The sequence below is a fragment of the Streptococcus anginosus genome, assembly GCF_001697145.1.
Taxonomy (GTDB): Bacteria; Bacillota; Bacilli; order Lactobacillales; family Streptococcaceae; genus Streptococcus; species Streptococcus hominis.
On the sequence record NZ_CP012719.1, the window covers coordinates 1,529,521 to 1,547,111 of the forward strand.

A 17,591-nucleotide genomic window follows, 5' to 3' on the forward strand; every position below is an offset into this window, starting at 1 on the left:
ACTCCATTATTTCATTAATCAATTAGAAAGTTATAAGACCCTACTTTTGTTTTATCAGTTTCAACAAAGAATAGATAAATAATTTTATATCTATAATTTAGTTAACAAATTTCTTCAACAATTCCTATTTGTAAATGTTTTTCCAACACTTTTAAATAGTTTCATATCGAATTACATAATAGAATTATCATTTCAATCCTATAAATTGTTTAAAAATATCATTATTAGCGAAAGCAATTCCCCAGCGTCTATTAATATATTTTTTCAAAGATTCAGATCTTTGATAAATAGATTCAACAGTCCAATCTTCAAAGTCTCTTGCCAACTTTCTCTCTGATAAAATACCAAACTCATAACAGCAATCTCCTTTTTTTCTTTTGTCTGGATATGATTTATCAGCAAGATAACCATTCTTTTTTTTGCCAATCAACAATAAATTTGGTAAGGAATGTTTGAACTTATTTTTTTCCTTATCTGTAAAATCACCAAATTGACGATCCCAATATGTATTTCGACCTGCTTTAGGATATATATGCTCGATATTATAAAAATCACTCTCAAAATGAGAAAAGAGTTCACTAATTTTTTTCTCATACTCTGGGTCTCTTGCCTCTTCAATTAAATAAGCTTCTAAATTATACAGAATATATTTTGCAACTCGTTTATTATTTTTATAAAAGTAAAACGAATCTACTTTTGTATTATTAAAGAATTTTCCAGTAACAAATGCTTGTTTCAACTTATTAACTGTTATTCTTAACTTATTGAGATAATCCAAATAATCATATTCTTCATTTTCACCAAAATCTCGCAATTGTATAGAGAATTCACTCAATTCAATAAATGAGAACATTTTATCATAATTGCCTTTATATTTTAAATTACTCAAAAACAATCTTATAAGTAAAGCAGATTCAAATTGTTGTAATATTGCTATCCGTTTTTTTTCATCACAATTCTCATCGCCATACAAAGAGAAAATAATTCTCTTCAGTGAATCTACAGGGAATATTGCGTTAAAAATAAAATTATTTTTTCTAGAATTGAGTAAGATCTTAATTCCATTTAACAATTTAGCCTCTTCAAAACTAATTGCTGAATACTGAAAAGGATTATTTAACCAAACCCATAATGTTATTTTATTAGCTAAATCATCAATATAACTTCTTATGTCATTTATACTGATAACTTTATTAATCACATTGCTAGCAGTAAAATAATTATCCAATAGAAAATCAACTTTACTATTTGAATTTTGGATTTTTCCCTCTTCTTCTTTTGCGCTAATATACTTTTTTAAAGGTTTATAACAATCTATTTGTTGTACCAAAAAAGAATCATCTAATCCTCGCCTAAATATACTAGTTCCTAACAAAGTATCATTAGTATAATTGAGCTCTTCCAAACCTAAATATCTATATAGTTTTTTCCAACACTCATTAATTTGTTCTCTTAAATTAGCTTTTGCACTATCATTAGTTTGTAAAAGCATCGTTAAATAAATCAATCTATTTTTCAACAACTCCAGTTTTGATAGAGGCTTTCCTCGATTATTCATTGTCTCAAATGTAACAAAAATATCTAATTCCTCATCAATTATGTACTTATTAAAAACAATATTGTATAAAAGTTTCTTTAGTAATTTATCAAGATTTTCAAAACTTAATTTTTTACACTGAATGGTAAAAAATTCTTTAGCATCTTTCAAATTATTGGAATACTGATTTTCCTCCACAACAAAATCAGTATTTACTGGAAAATCATCTTTTAAAATTTCTTTAATGTAAAAAGCTAAACTATCACTAGTATTATCGTACAAAAATTTATATGTTTTATTCCCATCTTTTTCTTGCGCTATGTAATCACTATATATAGATTCAATTGTTCTATTGGTATCTAATTTTTTATCAGTATGATACTCCTTAGCAACTTCTAAAATAGTGACTAGTAGTATAACAGCGGTAGTCAAACGCTGTTGCCCATCAACGATATAGAATGGTTTCATACGTCTTTCAGTTATTAACCATTTTTCTTTATTCCAATTACTATAAATCTTACTATCTACTTGTTCAAAAGTTAAAACACCCGCATAATGATTACGATGTTCATCAATTAATTCTATATCTTCCCAAAAATCTTGTATTTCTTTATTTTTCCATGAATATCCCCTTTGATAATCTGGAATTCTCAATAAATTTTCACGAAGTATTACATCTAAAGTTTCTAAATTACCAAGCATTGTTATCCTCTTTTCTTTTTAACTACCTCAAACATAACAATATTATTGTTTGTTTACTTTCATTGCCATTTAAAACTACTACTTTATCACTCTACTATTTCCCTCACTTCTCACACACAAAAAACCAACGTTTGCTTTCTTTTTTCGGTGCTTGGTCTTCAAAATCTGCATAAACCTTAACAATTTTAAATCCAGCTTTTTCTAGTAAAATATCATAGGTCAAAATTTCGTAAGTGCGCTCTTCATGGACTTCGTCGTAACGTGTGAAGCGCCCGTCTTCGTCTTGCAAGAAAAAGGTCAATTCATGCACGACTGAATGTGGCGCCTCATCGGCGTATGTATCCCAGACCATGGCAAATTCATCAGCGTTTTCATGGTAAGAATAACCAGGAAAGACGGTATCTGTCTGGTAAGTTGAGTGCACATCAAAAATGAAAACGCCGCCTTCGTTCAAACAGTTGTAAACTTGCTGAAAGACATCACCGACTTCAACTTCATCGGCCATGTAGCAAATTGAATCAGAGTAACAAGTCACCAAGTCGTATTTCCCAGCTTGCGACAAATCAAGCATGTTGCCCTGTCTGAATTCAATAGCTTCACCTGCTTCTTTGGCACGTTTACGAGCGATTTCAAGCATCTCATCACTCAAATCCAATCCCGTCATATCAAAGCCAGCTTTGGCAAAGCGTACGGATTGAATCCCTGTTCCACAAGCTAATTCTAAGAGCTTTTTCTTATTTTTTGGAAAATGGCGGAGCGAAAAATCGGTCCATTTATCATAAAGACTATCATCCATAATAGCATCATAGACTGATGCGAAGGTTTCATAAGTTGTCATCTTATCTAGAAGTACCAAAAAGGTACTCTTCCTTTCTTCTCATTGAAAGAGGTTGGGACAATGTCCTCAACCCTCATCGTTTTTTATCTACAAGGTTTGTTTCTCAAGCAATGGTGTCACATCCACACCAACGGCTTCATGCCAGAGTTTTTCAAGGTTGTAGTGATTCCGCATTTCCTCAGAAAAAATATGAACAACCACCCCGCCTAGATCCAAAAGCACCCAGCCTCCAGCAGAGTCTCCTTCTACATGGCTAGCTGATTGCCCTGCTTCTGTAACTTTTTCACGAATATTATCAGCAATCGCTTCTAGTTGACGGCTATTCATAGAGCTGGCAATGACAAAATAGTCTGTCATCGTCGTCAATTCTTGCAAATCTAGCACAGTAATGTCTTCTGCTCGTTTTTCATCCGCTGCTTTTACAACAATTTCTAATAGTTCTTTTTTATCCATTTAATCCTCTTTTAAAATTTCTTCTAAATCAGCCACTTGGGCAAAACGTCCGTTCCAAGCGTTTTCATAATGCTGTATTAATTGTTCTGCTGTAATTTCTCTTTCAGCAAAGGTAGTCGTGCCATTTTTAACAACTGCCAAATCATAACCAAACTCAAACGCTACCTTAACAGTCGTATCAATGCAATAATTCGTTGCCATGCCAATGATAATCAGCCGCTCAATAGCTTGGCTATCCAGATAAGTCTGTAAATGAGTTTCTTTAAAAGCACTATTATAATGTTTATCAAAGATTTTTTCGCCAACTTCTGGAGCAATAACTCCGTAAATTTCCCAGCCATGACTTCCTGTCAGTCGTTCGTCGTCATTGTGGCGGACATAAATCACTTCAATGTTTTTCTCACGACAAGTGGCGATTGCTTTTTGCCAGACAGATAAGCAGTTATCAACAGCATACGGTTTAGCCTCTATCAAGGCTGTTTGAATATCAATCACTAACAGAGCCATTTTCATTTGTCATCTTTCATAAAGCCAACATACGCATTATAAGTCTCAATGGTTTGTGGGAAGATAGGCAAGCCCTTATGTGCCAGGTGCTCTACCGTCCGCGCTGTTTCGTAGGCAACCGCCTTATTTAACGATTTTTTAGCAATTTCACGTGCTTGCTCCACTCCTGGAAAGTTCCGATTAGGCTCAATATAGTCTGCTACGTAGACCACCTTATCTAAATCGGACATTTGGGCAGAACCTACGGTATGAACTTCGATAGTTCGTAAAATTTCTGGATCTGTCAATCCTAAATCTTCCTGAATTTTATAAATGCCGACCATGCCATGCCAGACATTATTTCCCCAATCTTTCAATGCTGGATCCAGAGCATACTTATCAATCAGTGCCAGAAATTCTTCGTCAGAGAGCTTTTTTGCATAATCATGGAGCAGACCTGCCAAACCAGCTTTTTCTACATCTACACCGAAGCGCTCTGCCAAGTCAATCGCTGCTTGTTCCACTCCTAGACAATGTTTAAAACGTTTCTCTGGTAAAAGATGCTGCATTTTGACTAAAAGCTGCTCACGAGAAATTCCCACGTAAGTTTCATATCCCATTATTGTAAAGCCCTTCTTTCTCAATATAGTCTAAAACTGGCTTGGGTAGGAGAAAATTAGGCGTCCGACCTTGAGCCAGAAAATCTCGAACCATACTCGAAGAAATATCCATCAACGGCACATCTACCCAGATAACTGGATAAGAGGTACCAGCTTTATAACGGGGACGCTGAACACCAACAAATTGCACCAAATCAACTAATTCGTCAATTCGATGCCACTTGGGAAGGTAATCTACCATATCCGCTCCGATGATGAAATAATAATCTGTATCTGGATGTTTTTCCGTCAAGAATTTCATCGTATCATAGGTGTAACTAATACCCTTTCTCTCTAACTCAATGGTTTCAATTCCCAGACCTTCAATGCCTTCAATTGCCAACTTCAGCATCTTCAGTCGGTGCTTCTCATCAATCGTTGATTTCTTATCAACATGTGGTGGCTCATACTCAGGCATCAGCAAGACCTGATCTAAACATAATTGTTGCCGAACTTGATCAGCTACGACCAAATGGGCATTGTGAACTGGATTGAAATTTCCGCCTAAAATCCCAACTTGCTTTCTTTTTTTTGCTTTTACTTCTGGTTCCAACTTCACCTTGGTGAAAGGAGTCAGTAATTCAATTGCCATAGGCTGCTTCCTCTAAATTTCTTTTACCTTTACTGAAATTTTGCGGTTTTCTTTTTTGCTAGACTGCTTGTACAGAATTAAAGTGCGACCAATTTTTTGAACAGTATTCACACCGATTTCCTCTTCGAGAATTTCTGCTACTTCATGGATGTTCTCATCTGTATTTTGCAGAAGAGTTACTTTAATCAATTCTCTAGCATCTAAAGCTTGACGGACACTCGTTTTAATCTGGTCGTTGAGACCGTTTTTGCCAATCTGAATGATTGGTTTGAGACTATGAGCTTGGTTATTTAAAAAAGCCCGTTGTTTTGATGTTAATGACATGATAAGATACAAAGAGCGTCAAAACCTACAGAAAACTAGGAAATTCAGCGAAGAATCAATGATTCTAAGAGAATTTAGCTATTTTCCGAGTTTTTAGCTCGTGTTCAATTCCTTTCTAAAAATTGGTTTAACTGTGACGGTTTTCTACTAGAATTCCTTAGATAATGGCTTTGCGGATCACTACTGCTACTCCATCTGGTGCCCAGGCTGCAATCTTTGCTGGTCCTGTCACACGAATCCAGCCCAAGCCTGAAAAAACTACATCTGTTTTGGCTTCAATTTTCAACTCATGTTTGACTAACTGAGGAAAATCTGATACTTCTTTTTTAGAGGGCGGTGTTAGCAAAGAGCCAACATGCTTTTCATAAAATTCTCCCGCTCCCGCAAGCTTGGTACGGTGCAATTTGAGCTCATTGTCAAAATAAGCCGTAAAGCCCTGCTTATCACCCGACACAAAATCAAAGCGTCCCAAGCCCCCTAAAAAGAGGGTTTGTTCAGGATTGAGTTGATATGTTTTGGGCTTGATTTCCTTTTTCGGACTGATATATTTGAGATTTTTAGCAGACAGATAATGAGCCATTTGGTGGCGGTGGATAATCCCTGGTGTGTCGTAGATATGACTGCCGTCAGCCAGCGGAATTTCAATCTTATCCAGTGTAGTTCCTGGAAAACGCGAAGTCGTAATGATTTCCTTATCCCCAGTAATTTCCTGAATAATAGCATTGATAAGGGTGGACTTACCAACATTGGTCACGCCGACCACATAAACATCTCGGCCTTTCCGATATTGCTCAATCTTTTCAATCAATTCTTTAATCGCTTGCTTGTTTTGAGCTGAAGTCAAAACTACATCAACAGGGCGCAGTCCTTCCTCGTGAGCCCGCTCCGTCAGCCATTGGGCAACCTTGCTCGTCTTAACCGACTTAGGGAGAATATCTTTTTTATTCCCGACCAACAGCACATCGTTACCAGCCACAAAGCGTGGCAAACCCGGAATCACCGAACCATTAAAATCAAAAATATCTACTACATTGACTACGAGAGCATTGCTGTCGCCGACTTCGTGGAGAAGTCTGAGAAAATCATCGTCTGTCAATTGCACATCGGTAATTTCGTTGTAGTGACGCAGACGGAAACAGCGCTGACAATACAGCTCACCTGTCTCCATTCCCTTTTCCAAAGCCGACTGAGGGGTGTAGCCAAGCCTATCCTTATATTTTGTCTGAATCGGTGCTCCACACCCAATACAGAGAATGTCTTCCATACTTAAATTCCTTTTTTATACTCAATCGGTCCATATTTTTCGGTGATTTTTTTCAACACACGACGCTCACGAGCTCGGTTAATCTGGGTCTTTAACGAATCATGCTCAACCAGTGGCTTAACCAAAATCGAACGAATTCCGGCTCTATGAGCAGCTCGAATGTCCGTCATGAGCTGATCTCCCACCATGACTACTTCATTTTTCTCAAAATGAAATTCTTTCAGCGCCCGATCAATCCCCCAAGTGAATGGTTTCATAGACCAACAGACATAGTCAATTTCAAACTTTTCAACTGCTCGTTTGACTCGTTTTTTAGTGTTATTGGACACCACAATAATCCGAATCCCTGCATCGCGCACATCATGGAGCCACTGCTTCATTTCTGGCGTTCCGTCGGGATTGTTCCATGCGATAAGAGTATTATCTAAATCCACCAAAACAGCCTTGATACCGTGTTTTTTTAAACTTTCAACTGTCAAATCATAAACTGCCTCAATCGCAAAATCAGGCATGTAGTTTTCAATTGCCACATTTCTCTCCAAACATTATACTTCTACCTATTTTAACATAAAAAAAGAGTTTTCGCACCCTAGATTTTTTCATCGATTTTATGTACAATTTGCCAAAAAATGTTTAAAAATGTTATAGTAAGAATAGAGAATTTAACACGGAGGAACTTATGGCAAATACGAGTAAGAAAATGACTGCCGTCTCCCCTCTTTTACAAAAATTTATCAACTGGTCTTCTATTGTTGGAGCAGTTGGAACAGTAATTTTCTGTATCTGGGCCTATTATACTGGCATTTTACAATCCAAAGAAACTCTGTCAGACTTTATTAAGCAAGCTGGCATTTGGGGACCGCCACTCTTTATTTTCTTACAAATCTTACAGACAGTTGTTCCTATTATTCCTGGAGCTTTGACTTCGGTTGCTGGTGTTTTTATTTATGGTCATATCATTGGAACCATTTATAATTATATCGGCATCGTCATCGGCTGTGCTATTATTTTTTACCTAGCGCGTACCTACGGTTCTGCTTTTGTCCAATCGGTCGTCAGCAAACGCACCTATGATAAGTACATCGGTTGGCTGGATGAAGACAATCGTTTTGAGCGTTTTTTCATCTTTATGATGATTTGGCCTATCAGCCCAGCGGATTTTCTTTGTATGTTAGCAGCCTTAACAAAGATGACCTTTAAGAAATATATGATGATTATCATTTTGTGCAAACCAATCACACTAGTCATCTACACTTACGGTTTGACATATATTATTGATTTCTTTTGGCAATTATTTTCAAAATAAAAGGCAGAGCGAAACAAACGGCTCTGTCTTTTTATAAAATGCCTTTTCGTTTTTCCAATATCAAATCTTTTATAGAAATCAAGGCAACTGCTGATAAAATCATGAACATCCCGACAAAATCCAAAAAGTAAAATTGCTCGTGCATTATGAGAAAGGCAAAAAATACAGCCGATATAGGCTCAACAGCTGCTAGAAGGCTAGATTTTACCGGTCCAACCAAACTAGTTCCTTTGAGAAATAGCGTATAGGCGATAATTGTCCCTACTAGAATAATCCCTACTAAAGCCAGATATACTTCCGTTGACAACTGCCAATGAAAATGTGAAATACCGCTAAATGGCGTTAAGACAATGCCTGCTAACATCATACCCACTCCAATCACTGAAATACTGCCCCACATCTTTATCAGCTGAATCGGAATAAGAATATACAAAGCGTAAGTAAAGGCTGCAAACAATCCCCAGAATAGTCCTGTAGGTGTGACAGATAACTGATTGAATTGTCCATGGGTAGCAATCAAAAAGGTTCCACCAACCGCTAATATCATAGACAATACTTCTGTCACAGTAGGTGCAACACAGTCTTTGAGACAAGTGTAAGCAAGGATTCCCACCGGACAGACATATTGTAAAACGGTTGCCGTTCCTGCATTGCTTTCATAAATAGATTTTAAATAAGCAAATTGATTGAGCAACAATCCTAATAAAGCAAACAGCGTCAAAGACATCATCGCTTTTTGATCTTTTAGCATTTCAACCAATTTTCTACGATTAGTTAGCACCATATACAATACCAACAGAAATCCTGCAATTAAAAGTCGAATATTCGTTAAAACTAAAACAGGAAATCCATGCGTCATCAAGTATTGTCCGCTCGTCCCAGACAATCCCCATGCAATTCCTGCGACTAAGGTTAAAATGGTGCCTTTTGCTATTTTTGACATATCCTACCCCCAAGCTTTTCCATTCTATGATTATAGCACAAAAAATCAGCCGAAACGACTGATTTTTTTAGATTTTACAACTTTGCCAATTCTTCATTAAGAAGTTTTTGAGCTACTTGTGGATTGGCTTGACCTCTGGTAGCTTTCATGAGCTGACCGATCAGGGACTTGGCTGCATTCTTGTTGCCACCCTTGTAGTCGTTGATTGCTTTTTCATTATCTGCAAAGACTTGCTGGATGATTGGCAGAAGTTGTGCTGGGTCAGAAATCTGCACTAAGCCAGCTTTTTCAACGTATTCCTTGGCTGAACCACCATTCTTCGCCAAATGAACAAAGACTTTTTTGGCAATTTTAGAGGAAATCGTACCGTCAGCCACCAAACTCAACATTTCAGTCAAGTTGACTGGTGTCAAACCGATTTCTTCAATCGTTTTATCTTCAGCATTGAGGTATTGAGCAACCTCACCTTGGAGCCAGTTTGACACAGATTTTGCGTTTCCGCCCGCTGTCACTGCAGCTTCAAAGAAGTCAGAGATACTCTTCGTTGCTGTCAATTGCTTGACATCATAGTCTGACAATCCAAAGTCTGCCTTGTACTTAGCCCGACGTTCTTTTGGAAAGGCTGGTAAATCTGAGCGCACTGACTCAATCCAACTATCATCAATCTCAAAGTTTGGTAGGTCAGGCTCTGGGAAGTAACGATAGTCAGCCGAGCCTTCCTTGACCCGCATAAGCAGGGTTTCACCCGTTACTTCGTCATACCGACGGGTTTCTTGACGAATTTGACCACCGCTGCGCAAAATCTCAGCCTGACGTTTTTCCTCAAAAGCCAGACCTTTGCGAACAAAGTTGAAGGAATTAAGATTTTTTAGTTCTGTCTTGGTTCCAAATTCTTCTTGACCATAAGGACGGATAGAAATATTGGCATCCACGCGCATGGACCCTTCTTCCATTTTGACATCAGAAATGCCAGTATACTGGATGATTTCCTTGAGAGCTGTCAGATAAGCATAGGCTTCTTCTGGACTTCGCATATCCGCTTCTGAAACAATCTCAATCAGCGGCACGCCTTGGCGGTTAAGGTCAACATAAGAATAACCATCACTGCCGTGAGTGTTCTTTCCAGCGTCTTCTTCCAAATGAGCCCGCTCAATGCGAATTTTCTTAGTCGTACCGTCTTCTAATTCGATCTCAATCCAGCCATTGTAGCCAATTGGCTCGTCAAATTGAGAGATTTGGTAAGCTTTCGGATTATCTGGATAGAAATAATTCTTGCGGTCAAAGTGCATCTTTTGATGAATGTCCATATTGAGCGCCAGAGCAGCCTTAATACCGTAATCAATAACTCCCTTGTTCATCACCGGCAAGACACCTGGGAAAGACCAGTCAATGATATTGGTGTTGGTATTTGGATCTTCTCCGAAATGAGCCGGTGCTGGTGAGAAAATTTTTGAATTTGTTTTTAATTCAACGTGGACTTCCAGTCCAATAATCGTTTCAAAGTTCATTATTTTTCACCTCCAAAAATGACTGGTTTTTGCTTGTGGTAGTCTGTCGTTGCTTCAAAAGCAGCTGCCACTTGATAAATCGTTTCTTCATCAAAATGATTTCCAATCAATTGCAGACCAACCGGAAGTCCGTCCGCAAAGCCTGCTGGAATAGAAATACCAGGAAGCCCTGCCAAATTGACCGGAATTGTCAAAAGGTCAGCCAAATACATCGCTACTGGATCGTGACTTTGAGTTCCTAAGTCGTAAGCAACCGTTGGTGCAGTTGGTCCTAAAATCAAATCATACTTTTCAAATACCTTGGCAAAATCCTGCATAATGAGCGTCCGAACTTGACCTGCTTTCTTGAAATAAGCATCGTAATAACCAGAAGATAGACTAAATGTTCCCAACATAATCCGGCGCTTTACTTCCTCACCAAAACCTTGGCTACGAGACTTGACATAGACATCTTCTAAGTTCTCAATCTCATCTGCCCGATAGCCATAACGAATCCCATCGAAACGTTGCAAGTTAGAGCTGGCTTCAGAGGAAGCGATGATATAGTAAACCGCTACCCCATATTTGCTGTGCGGCAGGCTGACTTCTTCAACAATCGCTCCCAGACTTTCCAAATGTTTAGCAGCTGCCAAAATGCGTTCCTTGACTTTTTCATCAATCCCTTCACCCATATATTCTTTTGGAAGAGCAATTTTCAATCCTTTAATATCTTGACCAATCTTGCTAGTGAAATCAGGAACAGTTCGTTGAGAAGAGGTTGAGTCTTTTTTATCATTGCCTGCAATTACGCCCAAAAGCTGAGCATTTTCTTTGACCGTCTGAGCAAAAGGTCCGATTTGATCCAACGAGCTACCAAAAGCAATGAGCCCAAAGCGAGAAACTCGTCCATAAGTTGGCTTCAGTCCGACCACTCCGTTAAAGGAAGCTGGCTGACGGATCGAGCCACCGGTATCAGAACCTAGAGACAAGCGAACCTGACCAGAAGCAACTGCTGTCGCTGAACCACCAGATGAACCACCGGGAACTTTGGTAGTGTCCCAAGCATTTTTTGTAGTCTTAAAATAAGAATTTTCACTGGAGCCACCCATGGCAAATTCGTCCATATTGGTCTTACCAATGACAATCATATCTTTCTCATGGAGTTTTTCGACACTGGTTGCATCAAAAATTGGCTTATAATTGTAAAGAATTTTTGACGCAGCTGTCGTTAAAATCCCCTTAGTAGAAATATTGTCCTTAACAGCTAGTGGAATCCCGCTCATAAGATTATCTGCATCAATTCCCTTCGTGTCTACTGCTGCTGCTTGCGCCAATGCTTCTTCTTCACTAATCGTAATAAAGCTATCAACTGCACTTTCTCGACTCTTAATATCTTCCAGAGTAGCTTTCGTCAGCTCAACTGCGGAAAGTTCCTTTTTGACAAGGAGATCATGCAATTCTTCAATTGTTTTTTGATTCAAAGTCATTAGGCGTCTCCTCCGTCATCTAGAATAGCAGGCACTTTGATATAGCCTCGCTCTTTTTCAGGCACATTTTGGAAAAGTTCTTCTCGATTCCAACCTGCAACTGCTACATCTTCACGCATATAGTTGACATTTTCTGCCACGTTTGATGTAAAAGGCACACCAGTTGTATCAACTTCGTTTAACAACTCCACCATGTCCACAATTTTTGACAAAGTTGTCGCAAATTCTGCTGTTTCTTCAGGTGAAAAAGCGAGTTTTGACAGGTTGGCAACATGCGTTACTTCCTCTTGAGTAATTTTCATCTCTGTTTCCTTTCTCTTCTTTTATTTTTCAGCATAACCGAAAAACAATCATCTTCTTATTTTATCACAAATAGGCTTAGTTCTTCAATTCCAAATGAAGTTCTTTCACTTGACTCGCATCTACTTGGCTGGGACTTTCTAGCATCGGATCAAAACCAGTTCCATTTTTAGGAAAGGCGATGACTTGGCGGATATTTTCTTCCCCAACCAAAATCATAACCAAGCGATCCAAGCCTAGAGCCAGGCCACCGTGTGGTGGGAAGCCGTACTCCAAGGCTTCTAGAAAGAAACCAAAGTCCCGCTCGTAATCTTCTTTTTCCATGCCCAAGAGTTCAAACATAGCTTCTTGACTCTTTCGATCATGAATCCGCAGGCTACCACCCCCAATTTCATAACCATTAAGGACAATATCATAGGCATGACTTTTGATTGAAGCTAAATCTTCTTTCTCATTTTCAAAAATTCCTTGGGTGAACGGGTGGTGCATAGCTTGATAGCGTCCCTGCTCCTCATTCCACTCTAGCAAAGGCCAATCTAATACCCAAAGGAAGTTCAGTTGACTCTGATCGATTAAATCTAATTGTTTGGCAATCTCCAATCGCAAGTGCCCCAAGGCTTCCTGAGCTTGTCTTTTCTTGGCAATGACCAGTAAAAGCAAATCACCGTCTTGCGCTTCCAATCGGTCTAGGAAGGCAGCTGCTTCTGCTTCAAAAGTCGAAGCCAAATCCCCTTGAAGTTCACCTGCTTCCACTTTAAGACTAGCAAACCTACTAGCTCCAAATTCTTTCATTTCTTGATAGAAATGACTGAGCTGCTTCTTCGTGAAAGAATCCGCAGCATCAGGAACACAGATACCCCATAATTCTTCGTGACGAGCAAAAGCCTGCTTCAGCAAAAGAGAGGAATTATCCTGACAGAGAGCGGTCAGATTTTTCAGTTCCAAACCAAAACGCGTATCCGGCTTATCCGTACCAAAGCGGTTCATGGCTTCTTCATAACTGATAGTCGGAAAAGCCTCTGTCAGTTCCAAACCATGAGTTTTCTTGACAACCGCTTTGAGCATCTCTTCTACAAGCATGCGAATGTCTTTTTCACTAGCAAAACTCATTTCCATATCGACCTGAGTAAATTCAGGCTGACGGTCTCCCCGTAAATCCTCATCTCGAAAGCAGCGAACAACTTGATAATAACGCTCCAGACCAGCTCCCATTAGGAGTTGCTTCAGCATTTGCGGACTTTGAGGCAAGGCATAAAATTGATTTTTAAAAACTCGGCTAGGAACCAAAAAGTCTCTGGCTCCTTCTGGCGTGGACTTCGTCAAATAAGGCGTCTCTACTTCCAGAAAATCCTTACCGTTTAAGTAGTCACGAATTGTGCTGGTTACTTGATGACGAAGTTTGAGGTTCTCTGTCATCTTACTCCGACGCAAATCCAGATAGCGGTACTTCTGCCGCAACTCTTCTCCTGTATGGGCGTGCTGATCGAGTTCAAAAGGAAGAGGCTTACTACTTGCAAGGATTTGAATTGCCTCTGCTCGCAGCTCCACCTGTCCAGACTTGATAGCTTTGTTGACAAAGCGGGCTTCTCGCTCGACAACTTCTCCTGTAACAGCAATCACATCTTCTTTATGTAGATGTTCAATTTCAGTAAAAGCCGGACTATCACCTGCGACAAAAACTTGAAGCAGTCCTTCTCGGTCTCGTAGCTCTATAAAAGCCAATTTCCCATGATTTCGGATATTTGCAACCCACCCAGTCGCTATCATTTTCTGACCAACTTGTTCCAAACCGTAGTTTCCAATAAAAACTTCTTTCATATTCTCTACCTCTTTCTAAATTCATTTCAGTTAAATCGTCAACTTGCCGCAAATTACTTATAGAAATCTACGCCCGTAGCTCTAGATACTAAAAGTAGGAAGCATTTTTTGTTTACGGCTTTTGTCCAACTGACAAAATTACCACCGCTCCTCTAAGTACTAAGAATTATAAGGAACATTGACTTTACTACGTGAATCTATGACCATAGCTCTAAACGCTAAAACATTCAGAGCTATAGAAAAACGGCTTCCGCCTGTAAAACAGACGAAAGCCGTGGTACCACTGTTATTCGTTGCATTGCAACCTCTAGCTCGTAACGTGAGCAGACGTTTGCGCTTTGATTCACACAAATTTCTTGCAATGATATAATAGTTTTAGACAATATCATCCTTTACCATAAATAGCATAGAAAAAACCATTATATCATTGACAGTATGTTCTTCGGATTTTGCTTCCTTGGTGCTGCTCTCAGCTTTCAGCACTCTCTGTTCAAGTCAACAAGCCTACTCTACTGCTTTTTTACTTTTAAATTGTTATCTATTATAGTCGAACCTAAAACATTTTGCAAGTGGTTTAGTGCAAATTTATGATTTTCCTCCGAAAGAGAAGCTACAGCAGACTCTACCACCTCAATTTGATACCCTAAATTATAGGCATCAATAGCTGTGTGGAGAACGCAAATATCCGTCAGAACACCTGTCAGAATTACCGTATCTACTTTTCTTTCTCGCAAGCGAATATCCAAATCTGTCCCCGAAAAAGCAGAATAATGTCGTTTATCCATCCAAAAGACGCGAGAATCTGCTTTATGCTCCTGATAGAAATCAGCCAATGATCCATAAAGGTTACGTCCACTAGTCCCCTTGATGTTGTGTGGCGGAAAGAGTTTACTCTCTGGGTGAAAACTATCCCCCTCATCATGGGCATCAATTGCAAAAAAGATATAATCTCCTCGATCAAAAGCAGCCTTTGTTACCTGTGCAATGGTTTCAGAAATTGACTGAGCTGGCACACCTGCTGTTAATTTCCCATCATCCGCTACAAAATCCACCGTATAATCAATCGAAATCAATGCTTTTGTCATCAGTAATCTCTCTTTTTAATCTCTTCAAAGACATCTGGAATAAGGACTTTAAGATAGGTTCCTTTCATTCCTAGAGAGCGACTTTCAATAATACCTGCACTCTCTAGTTTGCGTAGAGCATTGACAATCACTGAGCGAGTGATGCCAATACGATCCGCAATGACCGATGCTGTTAACTGACCTTCATTGCCGTTTAATTCACCCAAAATAGCTGAAACAGCTCGTAATTCTGAATAAGACAAAGTATTCACAGCCATGGTTACCGCTGTTCTGCGACGAATATTTTTTTCATCTTCTTCTCGTTGGAAATTGAGTAACTGAATACCAACCACTGTACTTGCAATTTCTACTAAGATTAGATCATCATCGTCAAATTCTTTATCATTGCGCCAAACAATCAAGGTCCCTAAGCGAATCCCTGAAACGTGGATAGGTGAAATTGTCGTCAAGCCATCTGGAAATTCATCTTTGGTTTCGACAGGAAAAATTGACAAATCATGATTGACAGGAAGATTGGCTTCTGTGTCATACATTAAATTCGCTGTGCGAACATATTCTTCTGGGAAGATTTTCGTTTGATAAAATGCTTCCACTCGGTCATTATTCGTCTTGTAGCGCATGAAATACCCCAAAAGACGCCCTTTACTGTTTACAATGCAGGCATTGCAATCCATAATTTCAGCTAACTGCTGGGTAATTGCATTGTAAGGTAATTCATCCTGTAATCGCTCATCTGAACGACGCAAAATAGATGTAATTTTTCGTGTTTTTGCTAATAAGTTTGCCATAATTTACCTCGCATATAATCTTATTGATTATATCATAAAGCGCTTTAATCTTCAACAATTATCTGAAAATTGTTTATTGAGATACAATTGTGTGCAATTAGTCCTGCTAAGTTTATTACTCTTTTATTTCAGCAACAAAAAAAGCAACCTTCGGCTGCTCTTCATCATCTCCGGTATTGTCTTAGGAAACGAGTCATCTTTTCTTGAATTTGTGCCAGTTCATCTACACGAGGCAGATAAACAATCCGGAAATGATCTGGATCTTTCCAGTTAAAGCCTCGTCCGTGCACCAGCAAAATCTTTTCTTGCTTTAAGAAATCAAGCACGAATTGCTCATCGTCATCTACTCGATACATTTCCCTATCAATTTTAGGAAAAATATAAAGACCAGCTTTAGGTTTTGTTGCCGACAAGCCTGGAATTTCATTGATAGCCTTGTAAATAAAGTTTCGTTGCTCATAAATGCGCCCACCAGGAAGCAGCAATTCATCAACTGATTGATAACCACCAAGCGACGTTTGTACCACATGCTGAGATAAGACGTTTGAGCACAAACGCATATTGGATAGCATGTTTAGCCCTTCAATATAATCTTTCACGTGATATTTAGGACCAGATAACACCATCCACCCGACACGAAAACCCGCGATACGGTGTGATTTAGACAAGCCGTTCATGCTGACACAAAAGAGGTCAGGAGCCAAACTGGCGATAGCCGTATGTTTCTCACCGTCCATCACTAAACGGTCATAAATCTCATCTGCAAAAATAATCAAGTTGTTTTGCCGCGCAACTTCAACAAGTTCTTCCAACACCTCTTTAGGATACAAAGCTCCTGTCGGATTGTTGGGGTTGATAACGACAATAGCCTTTGTATTAGAAGTAATTTTCGATCTAATGTCATCAATATCTGGGTACCAATCAGCAGCTTCATCACAAAGATAATGAACTGCATTCCCTCCTGCTAAACTGACCGCTGCGGTCCAGAGTGGATAATCCGGCATCGGAACCAATACCTCATCGCCATTGTCTAGCAAACCTTGCATAGACATGACAATCAGCTCGCTGACTCCATTTCCAAGGTAGACATCGTCAATATCAACATTTGGAATATTCTTTAACTGGCAATATTGCATAATAGCTTTCCGAGCAGAAAAAATCCCTTTCGAGTCAGAATACCCCTCGCTATCACGTGCATTCATAATCAAGTCATGAATCACCTCATCTGGCGCTGTAAAACCAAACTCAGCTGGGTTTCCTGTATTCAAACGGAGGATTTTCTCACCGTTTGCGCGCATCCTCATGGCTTCTTCTAAGACAGGACCACGAATATCATAAGCCACATGTTCTAATTTTGTTGATTTATTAAATTCTTTCATCGAATTTTTCCTCATTTCAAAAGAGTCAATTTATTATAACGCAATTTTTCTAAAAAATCTAAAAAACTTCTTGTAAAGTCTGCATGAAAATGCTTTACTTTTTTCATGTAAAGGGTTACAATATAACTAAAGAAAGAATGGAG

18 protein-coding genes are annotated in these 17,591 nt (G+C 38.9%); 1 reads left to right on the forward strand and 17 read right to left on the reverse strand.

Annotation, left to right across the window (positions count from 1 at the left end; translation table 11 throughout):
• Positions 1-187: 187 nt before the first annotated feature.
• The 9 genes from SanJ4206_RS07460 to SanJ4206_RS07500 form a co-directional block, all read right to left on the reverse strand.
• Positions 188-2,239: a DUF262 domain-containing protein gene (locus SanJ4206_RS07460; protein WP_003028850.1), complete on the reverse strand. Its 2,052-nt coding sequence runs from the start codon at positions 2,237-2,239 to the stop codon at positions 188-190.
• Between the two features lie 103 nt (positions 2,240-2,342).
• Positions 2,343-3,077: a class I SAM-dependent DNA methyltransferase gene (locus SanJ4206_RS07465; RefSeq protein WP_003028847.1), complete on the reverse strand. Its 735-nt coding sequence runs from the start codon at positions 3,075-3,077 to the stop codon at positions 2,343-2,345.
• A gap of 87 nt (positions 3,078-3,164) precedes the next feature.
• A complete protein-coding gene (gene rsfS, locus SanJ4206_RS07470; RefSeq protein WP_003028842.1) occupies positions 3,165-3,530 on the reverse strand; it encodes a ribosome silencing factor in 366 nt (121 codons plus the stop codon).
• Positions 3,531-4,043: a cysteine hydrolase family protein gene (locus tag SanJ4206_RS07475; protein WP_003028840.1), complete on the reverse strand. Its 513-nt coding sequence runs from the start codon at positions 4,041-4,043 to the stop codon at positions 3,531-3,533.
• Positions 4,040-4,636: a bis(5'-nucleosyl)-tetraphosphatase (symmetrical) YqeK gene (yqeK, locus tag SanJ4206_RS07480; protein WP_157622094.1), complete on the reverse strand. Its 597-nt coding sequence runs from the start codon at positions 4,634-4,636 to the stop codon at positions 4,040-4,042. The genes SanJ4206_RS07475 and yqeK overlap by 4 nt, the downstream gene beginning before the upstream one ends.
• Positions 4,626-5,267 (reverse strand): nicotinate-nucleotide adenylyltransferase, encoded by a 642-nt coding sequence (locus tag SanJ4206_RS07485; protein WP_003028835.1) that lies wholly within the window; start codon positions 5,265-5,267, stop codon positions 4,626-4,628. Before SanJ4206_RS07485 ends, yqeK begins: the two co-directional genes overlap by 11 nt.
• A 12-nt stretch (positions 5,268-5,279) precedes the next feature.
• Positions 5,280-5,591 (reverse strand): ribosome assembly RNA-binding protein YhbY, encoded by a 312-nt coding sequence (gene yhbY, locus SanJ4206_RS07490; protein WP_003028831.1) that lies wholly within the window; start codon positions 5,589-5,591, stop codon positions 5,280-5,282.
• A gap of 157 nt (positions 5,592-5,748) precedes the next feature.
• A complete protein-coding gene (gene yqeH / locus SanJ4206_RS07495; RefSeq protein WP_003028829.1) occupies positions 5,749-6,855 on the reverse strand; it encodes a ribosome biogenesis GTPase YqeH in 1,107 nt (368 codons plus the stop codon).
• A 2-nt stretch (positions 6,856-6,857) separates the two neighbouring features.
• Complete coding sequence (locus SanJ4206_RS07500; RefSeq protein WP_022525446.1) at positions 6,858-7,385, reverse strand: YqeG family HAD IIIA-type phosphatase; 528 nt, start codon at positions 7,383-7,385, stop codon at positions 6,858-6,860.
• 149 nt (positions 7,386-7,534) lie between these two features.
• Here SanJ4206_RS07500 and SanJ4206_RS07505 point away from each other — a divergent pair, with 149 nt between their 5' ends.
• On the forward strand, positions 7,535-8,161 hold the full coding sequence (locus SanJ4206_RS07505) for a TVP38/TMEM64 family protein (RefSeq protein ID WP_003028826.1): 627 nt from the start codon (positions 7,535-7,537) through the stop codon (positions 8,159-8,161).
• Between the two features lie 31 nt (positions 8,162-8,192).
• Here SanJ4206_RS07505 and SanJ4206_RS07510 read toward each other — a convergent pair whose 3' ends face one another.
• The 8 genes from SanJ4206_RS07510 to SanJ4206_RS07545 form a co-directional block, all read right to left on the reverse strand.
• Entirely contained in the window at positions 8,193-9,104 is a 912-nt protein-coding gene (locus SanJ4206_RS07510) for a DMT family transporter (RefSeq protein ID WP_003028823.1), read from the reverse strand.
• A 74-nt stretch (positions 9,105-9,178) separates the two neighbouring features.
• A complete protein-coding gene (gatB, locus tag SanJ4206_RS07515; protein ID WP_003028821.1) occupies positions 9,179-10,612 on the reverse strand; it encodes an Asp-tRNA(Asn)/Glu-tRNA(Gln) amidotransferase subunit GatB in 1,434 nt (477 codons plus the stop codon).
• Positions 10,612-12,078 (reverse strand): Asp-tRNA(Asn)/Glu-tRNA(Gln) amidotransferase subunit GatA, encoded by a 1,467-nt coding sequence (gatA, locus tag SanJ4206_RS07520; protein ID WP_003028819.1) that lies wholly within the window; start codon positions 12,076-12,078, stop codon positions 10,612-10,614. The genes gatB and gatA overlap by 1 nt, the downstream gene beginning before the upstream one ends.
• Positions 12,078-12,380: an Asp-tRNA(Asn)/Glu-tRNA(Gln) amidotransferase subunit GatC gene (gatC, locus tag SanJ4206_RS07525; protein WP_003028817.1), complete on the reverse strand. Its 303-nt coding sequence runs from the start codon at positions 12,378-12,380 to the stop codon at positions 12,078-12,080. The genes gatA and gatC overlap by 1 nt, the downstream gene beginning before the upstream one ends.
• Before the next feature lie 76 nt (positions 12,381-12,456).
• Positions 12,457-14,196, reverse strand: coding sequence for an aspartate--tRNA ligase (aspS, locus tag SanJ4206_RS07530; RefSeq protein WP_157622096.1), 1,740 nt, complete (start codon positions 14,194-14,196; stop codon positions 12,457-12,459).
• Positions 14,197-14,705: 509 nt separating this feature from the next.
• Positions 14,706-15,281: a cysteine hydrolase family protein gene (locus tag SanJ4206_RS07535; RefSeq protein WP_003028804.1), complete on the reverse strand. Its 576-nt coding sequence runs from the start codon at positions 15,279-15,281 to the stop codon at positions 14,706-14,708.
• Positions 15,281-16,069 (reverse strand): GTP-sensing pleiotropic transcriptional regulator CodY, encoded by a 789-nt coding sequence (gene codY, locus SanJ4206_RS07540; protein WP_003028802.1) that lies wholly within the window; start codon positions 16,067-16,069, stop codon positions 15,281-15,283. Before codY ends, SanJ4206_RS07535 begins: the two co-directional genes overlap by 1 nt.
• A 164-nt stretch (positions 16,070-16,233) precedes the next feature.
• Positions 16,234-17,448: a pyridoxal phosphate-dependent aminotransferase gene (locus SanJ4206_RS07545; protein WP_003039623.1), complete on the reverse strand. Its 1,215-nt coding sequence runs from the start codon at positions 17,446-17,448 to the stop codon at positions 16,234-16,236.
• Between the last annotated feature and the right edge of the window lie 143 nt (positions 17,449-17,591).

Bases quoted from the DNA above. Each gene is read 5' to 3' on its own strand.
- SanJ4206_RS07545 (WP_003039623.1), bottom strand. From the start codon at position 17,448: ATGAAAGAATTTAATAAATCAACAAAATTAGAACATGTGGCTTATGAT.
- yhbY (WP_003028831.1), bottom strand. From the start codon at position 5,591: ATGTCATTAACATCAAAACAACGGGCTTTTTTAAATAACCAAGCTCAT.
- SanJ4206_RS07510 (WP_003028823.1), bottom strand. From the start codon at position 9,104: ATGTCAAAAATAGCAAAAGGCACCATTTTAACCTTAGTCGCAGGAATT.
- codY (WP_003028802.1), bottom strand. From the start codon at position 16,069: ATGGCAAACTTATTAGCAAAAACACGAAAAATTACATCTATTTTGCGT.
- rsfS (WP_003028842.1), bottom strand. From the start codon at position 3,530: ATGGATAAAAAAGAACTATTAGAAATTGTTGTAAAAGCAGCGGATGAA.
- SanJ4206_RS07475 (WP_003028840.1), bottom strand. From the start codon at position 4,043: ATGAAAATGGCTCTGTTAGTGATTGATATTCAAACAGCCTTGATAGAG.
- yqeH (WP_003028829.1), bottom strand. From the start codon at position 6,855: ATGGAAGACATTCTCTGTATTGGGTGTGGAGCACCGATTCAGACAAAA.
- SanJ4206_RS07460 (WP_003028850.1), bottom strand. From the start codon at position 2,239: ATGCTTGGTAATTTAGAAACTTTAGATGTAATACTTCGTGAAAATTTA.
- gatA (WP_003028819.1), bottom strand. From the start codon at position 12,078: ATGACTTTGAATCAAAAAACAATTGAAGAATTGCATGATCTCCTTGTC.
- gatC (WP_003028817.1), bottom strand. From the start codon at position 12,380: ATGAAAATTACTCAAGAGGAAGTAACGCATGTTGCCAACCTGTCAAAA.
- gatB (WP_003028821.1), bottom strand. From the start codon at position 10,612: ATGAACTTTGAAACGATTATTGGACTGGAAGTCCACGTTGAATTAAAA.
- yqeK (WP_157622094.1), bottom strand. From the start codon at position 4,636: ATGGGATATGAAACTTACGTGGGAATTTCTCGTGAGCAGCTTTTAGTC.
- SanJ4206_RS07535 (WP_003028804.1), bottom strand. From the start codon at position 15,281: ATGACAAAAGCATTGATTTCGATTGATTATACGGTGGATTTTGTAGCG.
- aspS (WP_157622096.1), bottom strand. From the start codon at position 14,196: ATGAAAGAAGTTTTTATTGGAAACTACGGTTTGGAACAAGTTGGTCAG.
- SanJ4206_RS07465 (WP_003028847.1), bottom strand. From the start codon at position 3,077: ATGACAACTTATGAAACCTTCGCATCAGTCTATGATGCTATTATGGAT.
- SanJ4206_RS07485 (WP_003028835.1), bottom strand. From the start codon at position 5,267: ATGGCAATTGAATTACTGACTCCTTTCACCAAGGTGAAGTTGGAACCA.
- SanJ4206_RS07505 (WP_003028826.1), top strand. From the start codon at position 7,535: ATGGCAAATACGAGTAAGAAAATGACTGCCGTCTCCCCTCTTTTACAA.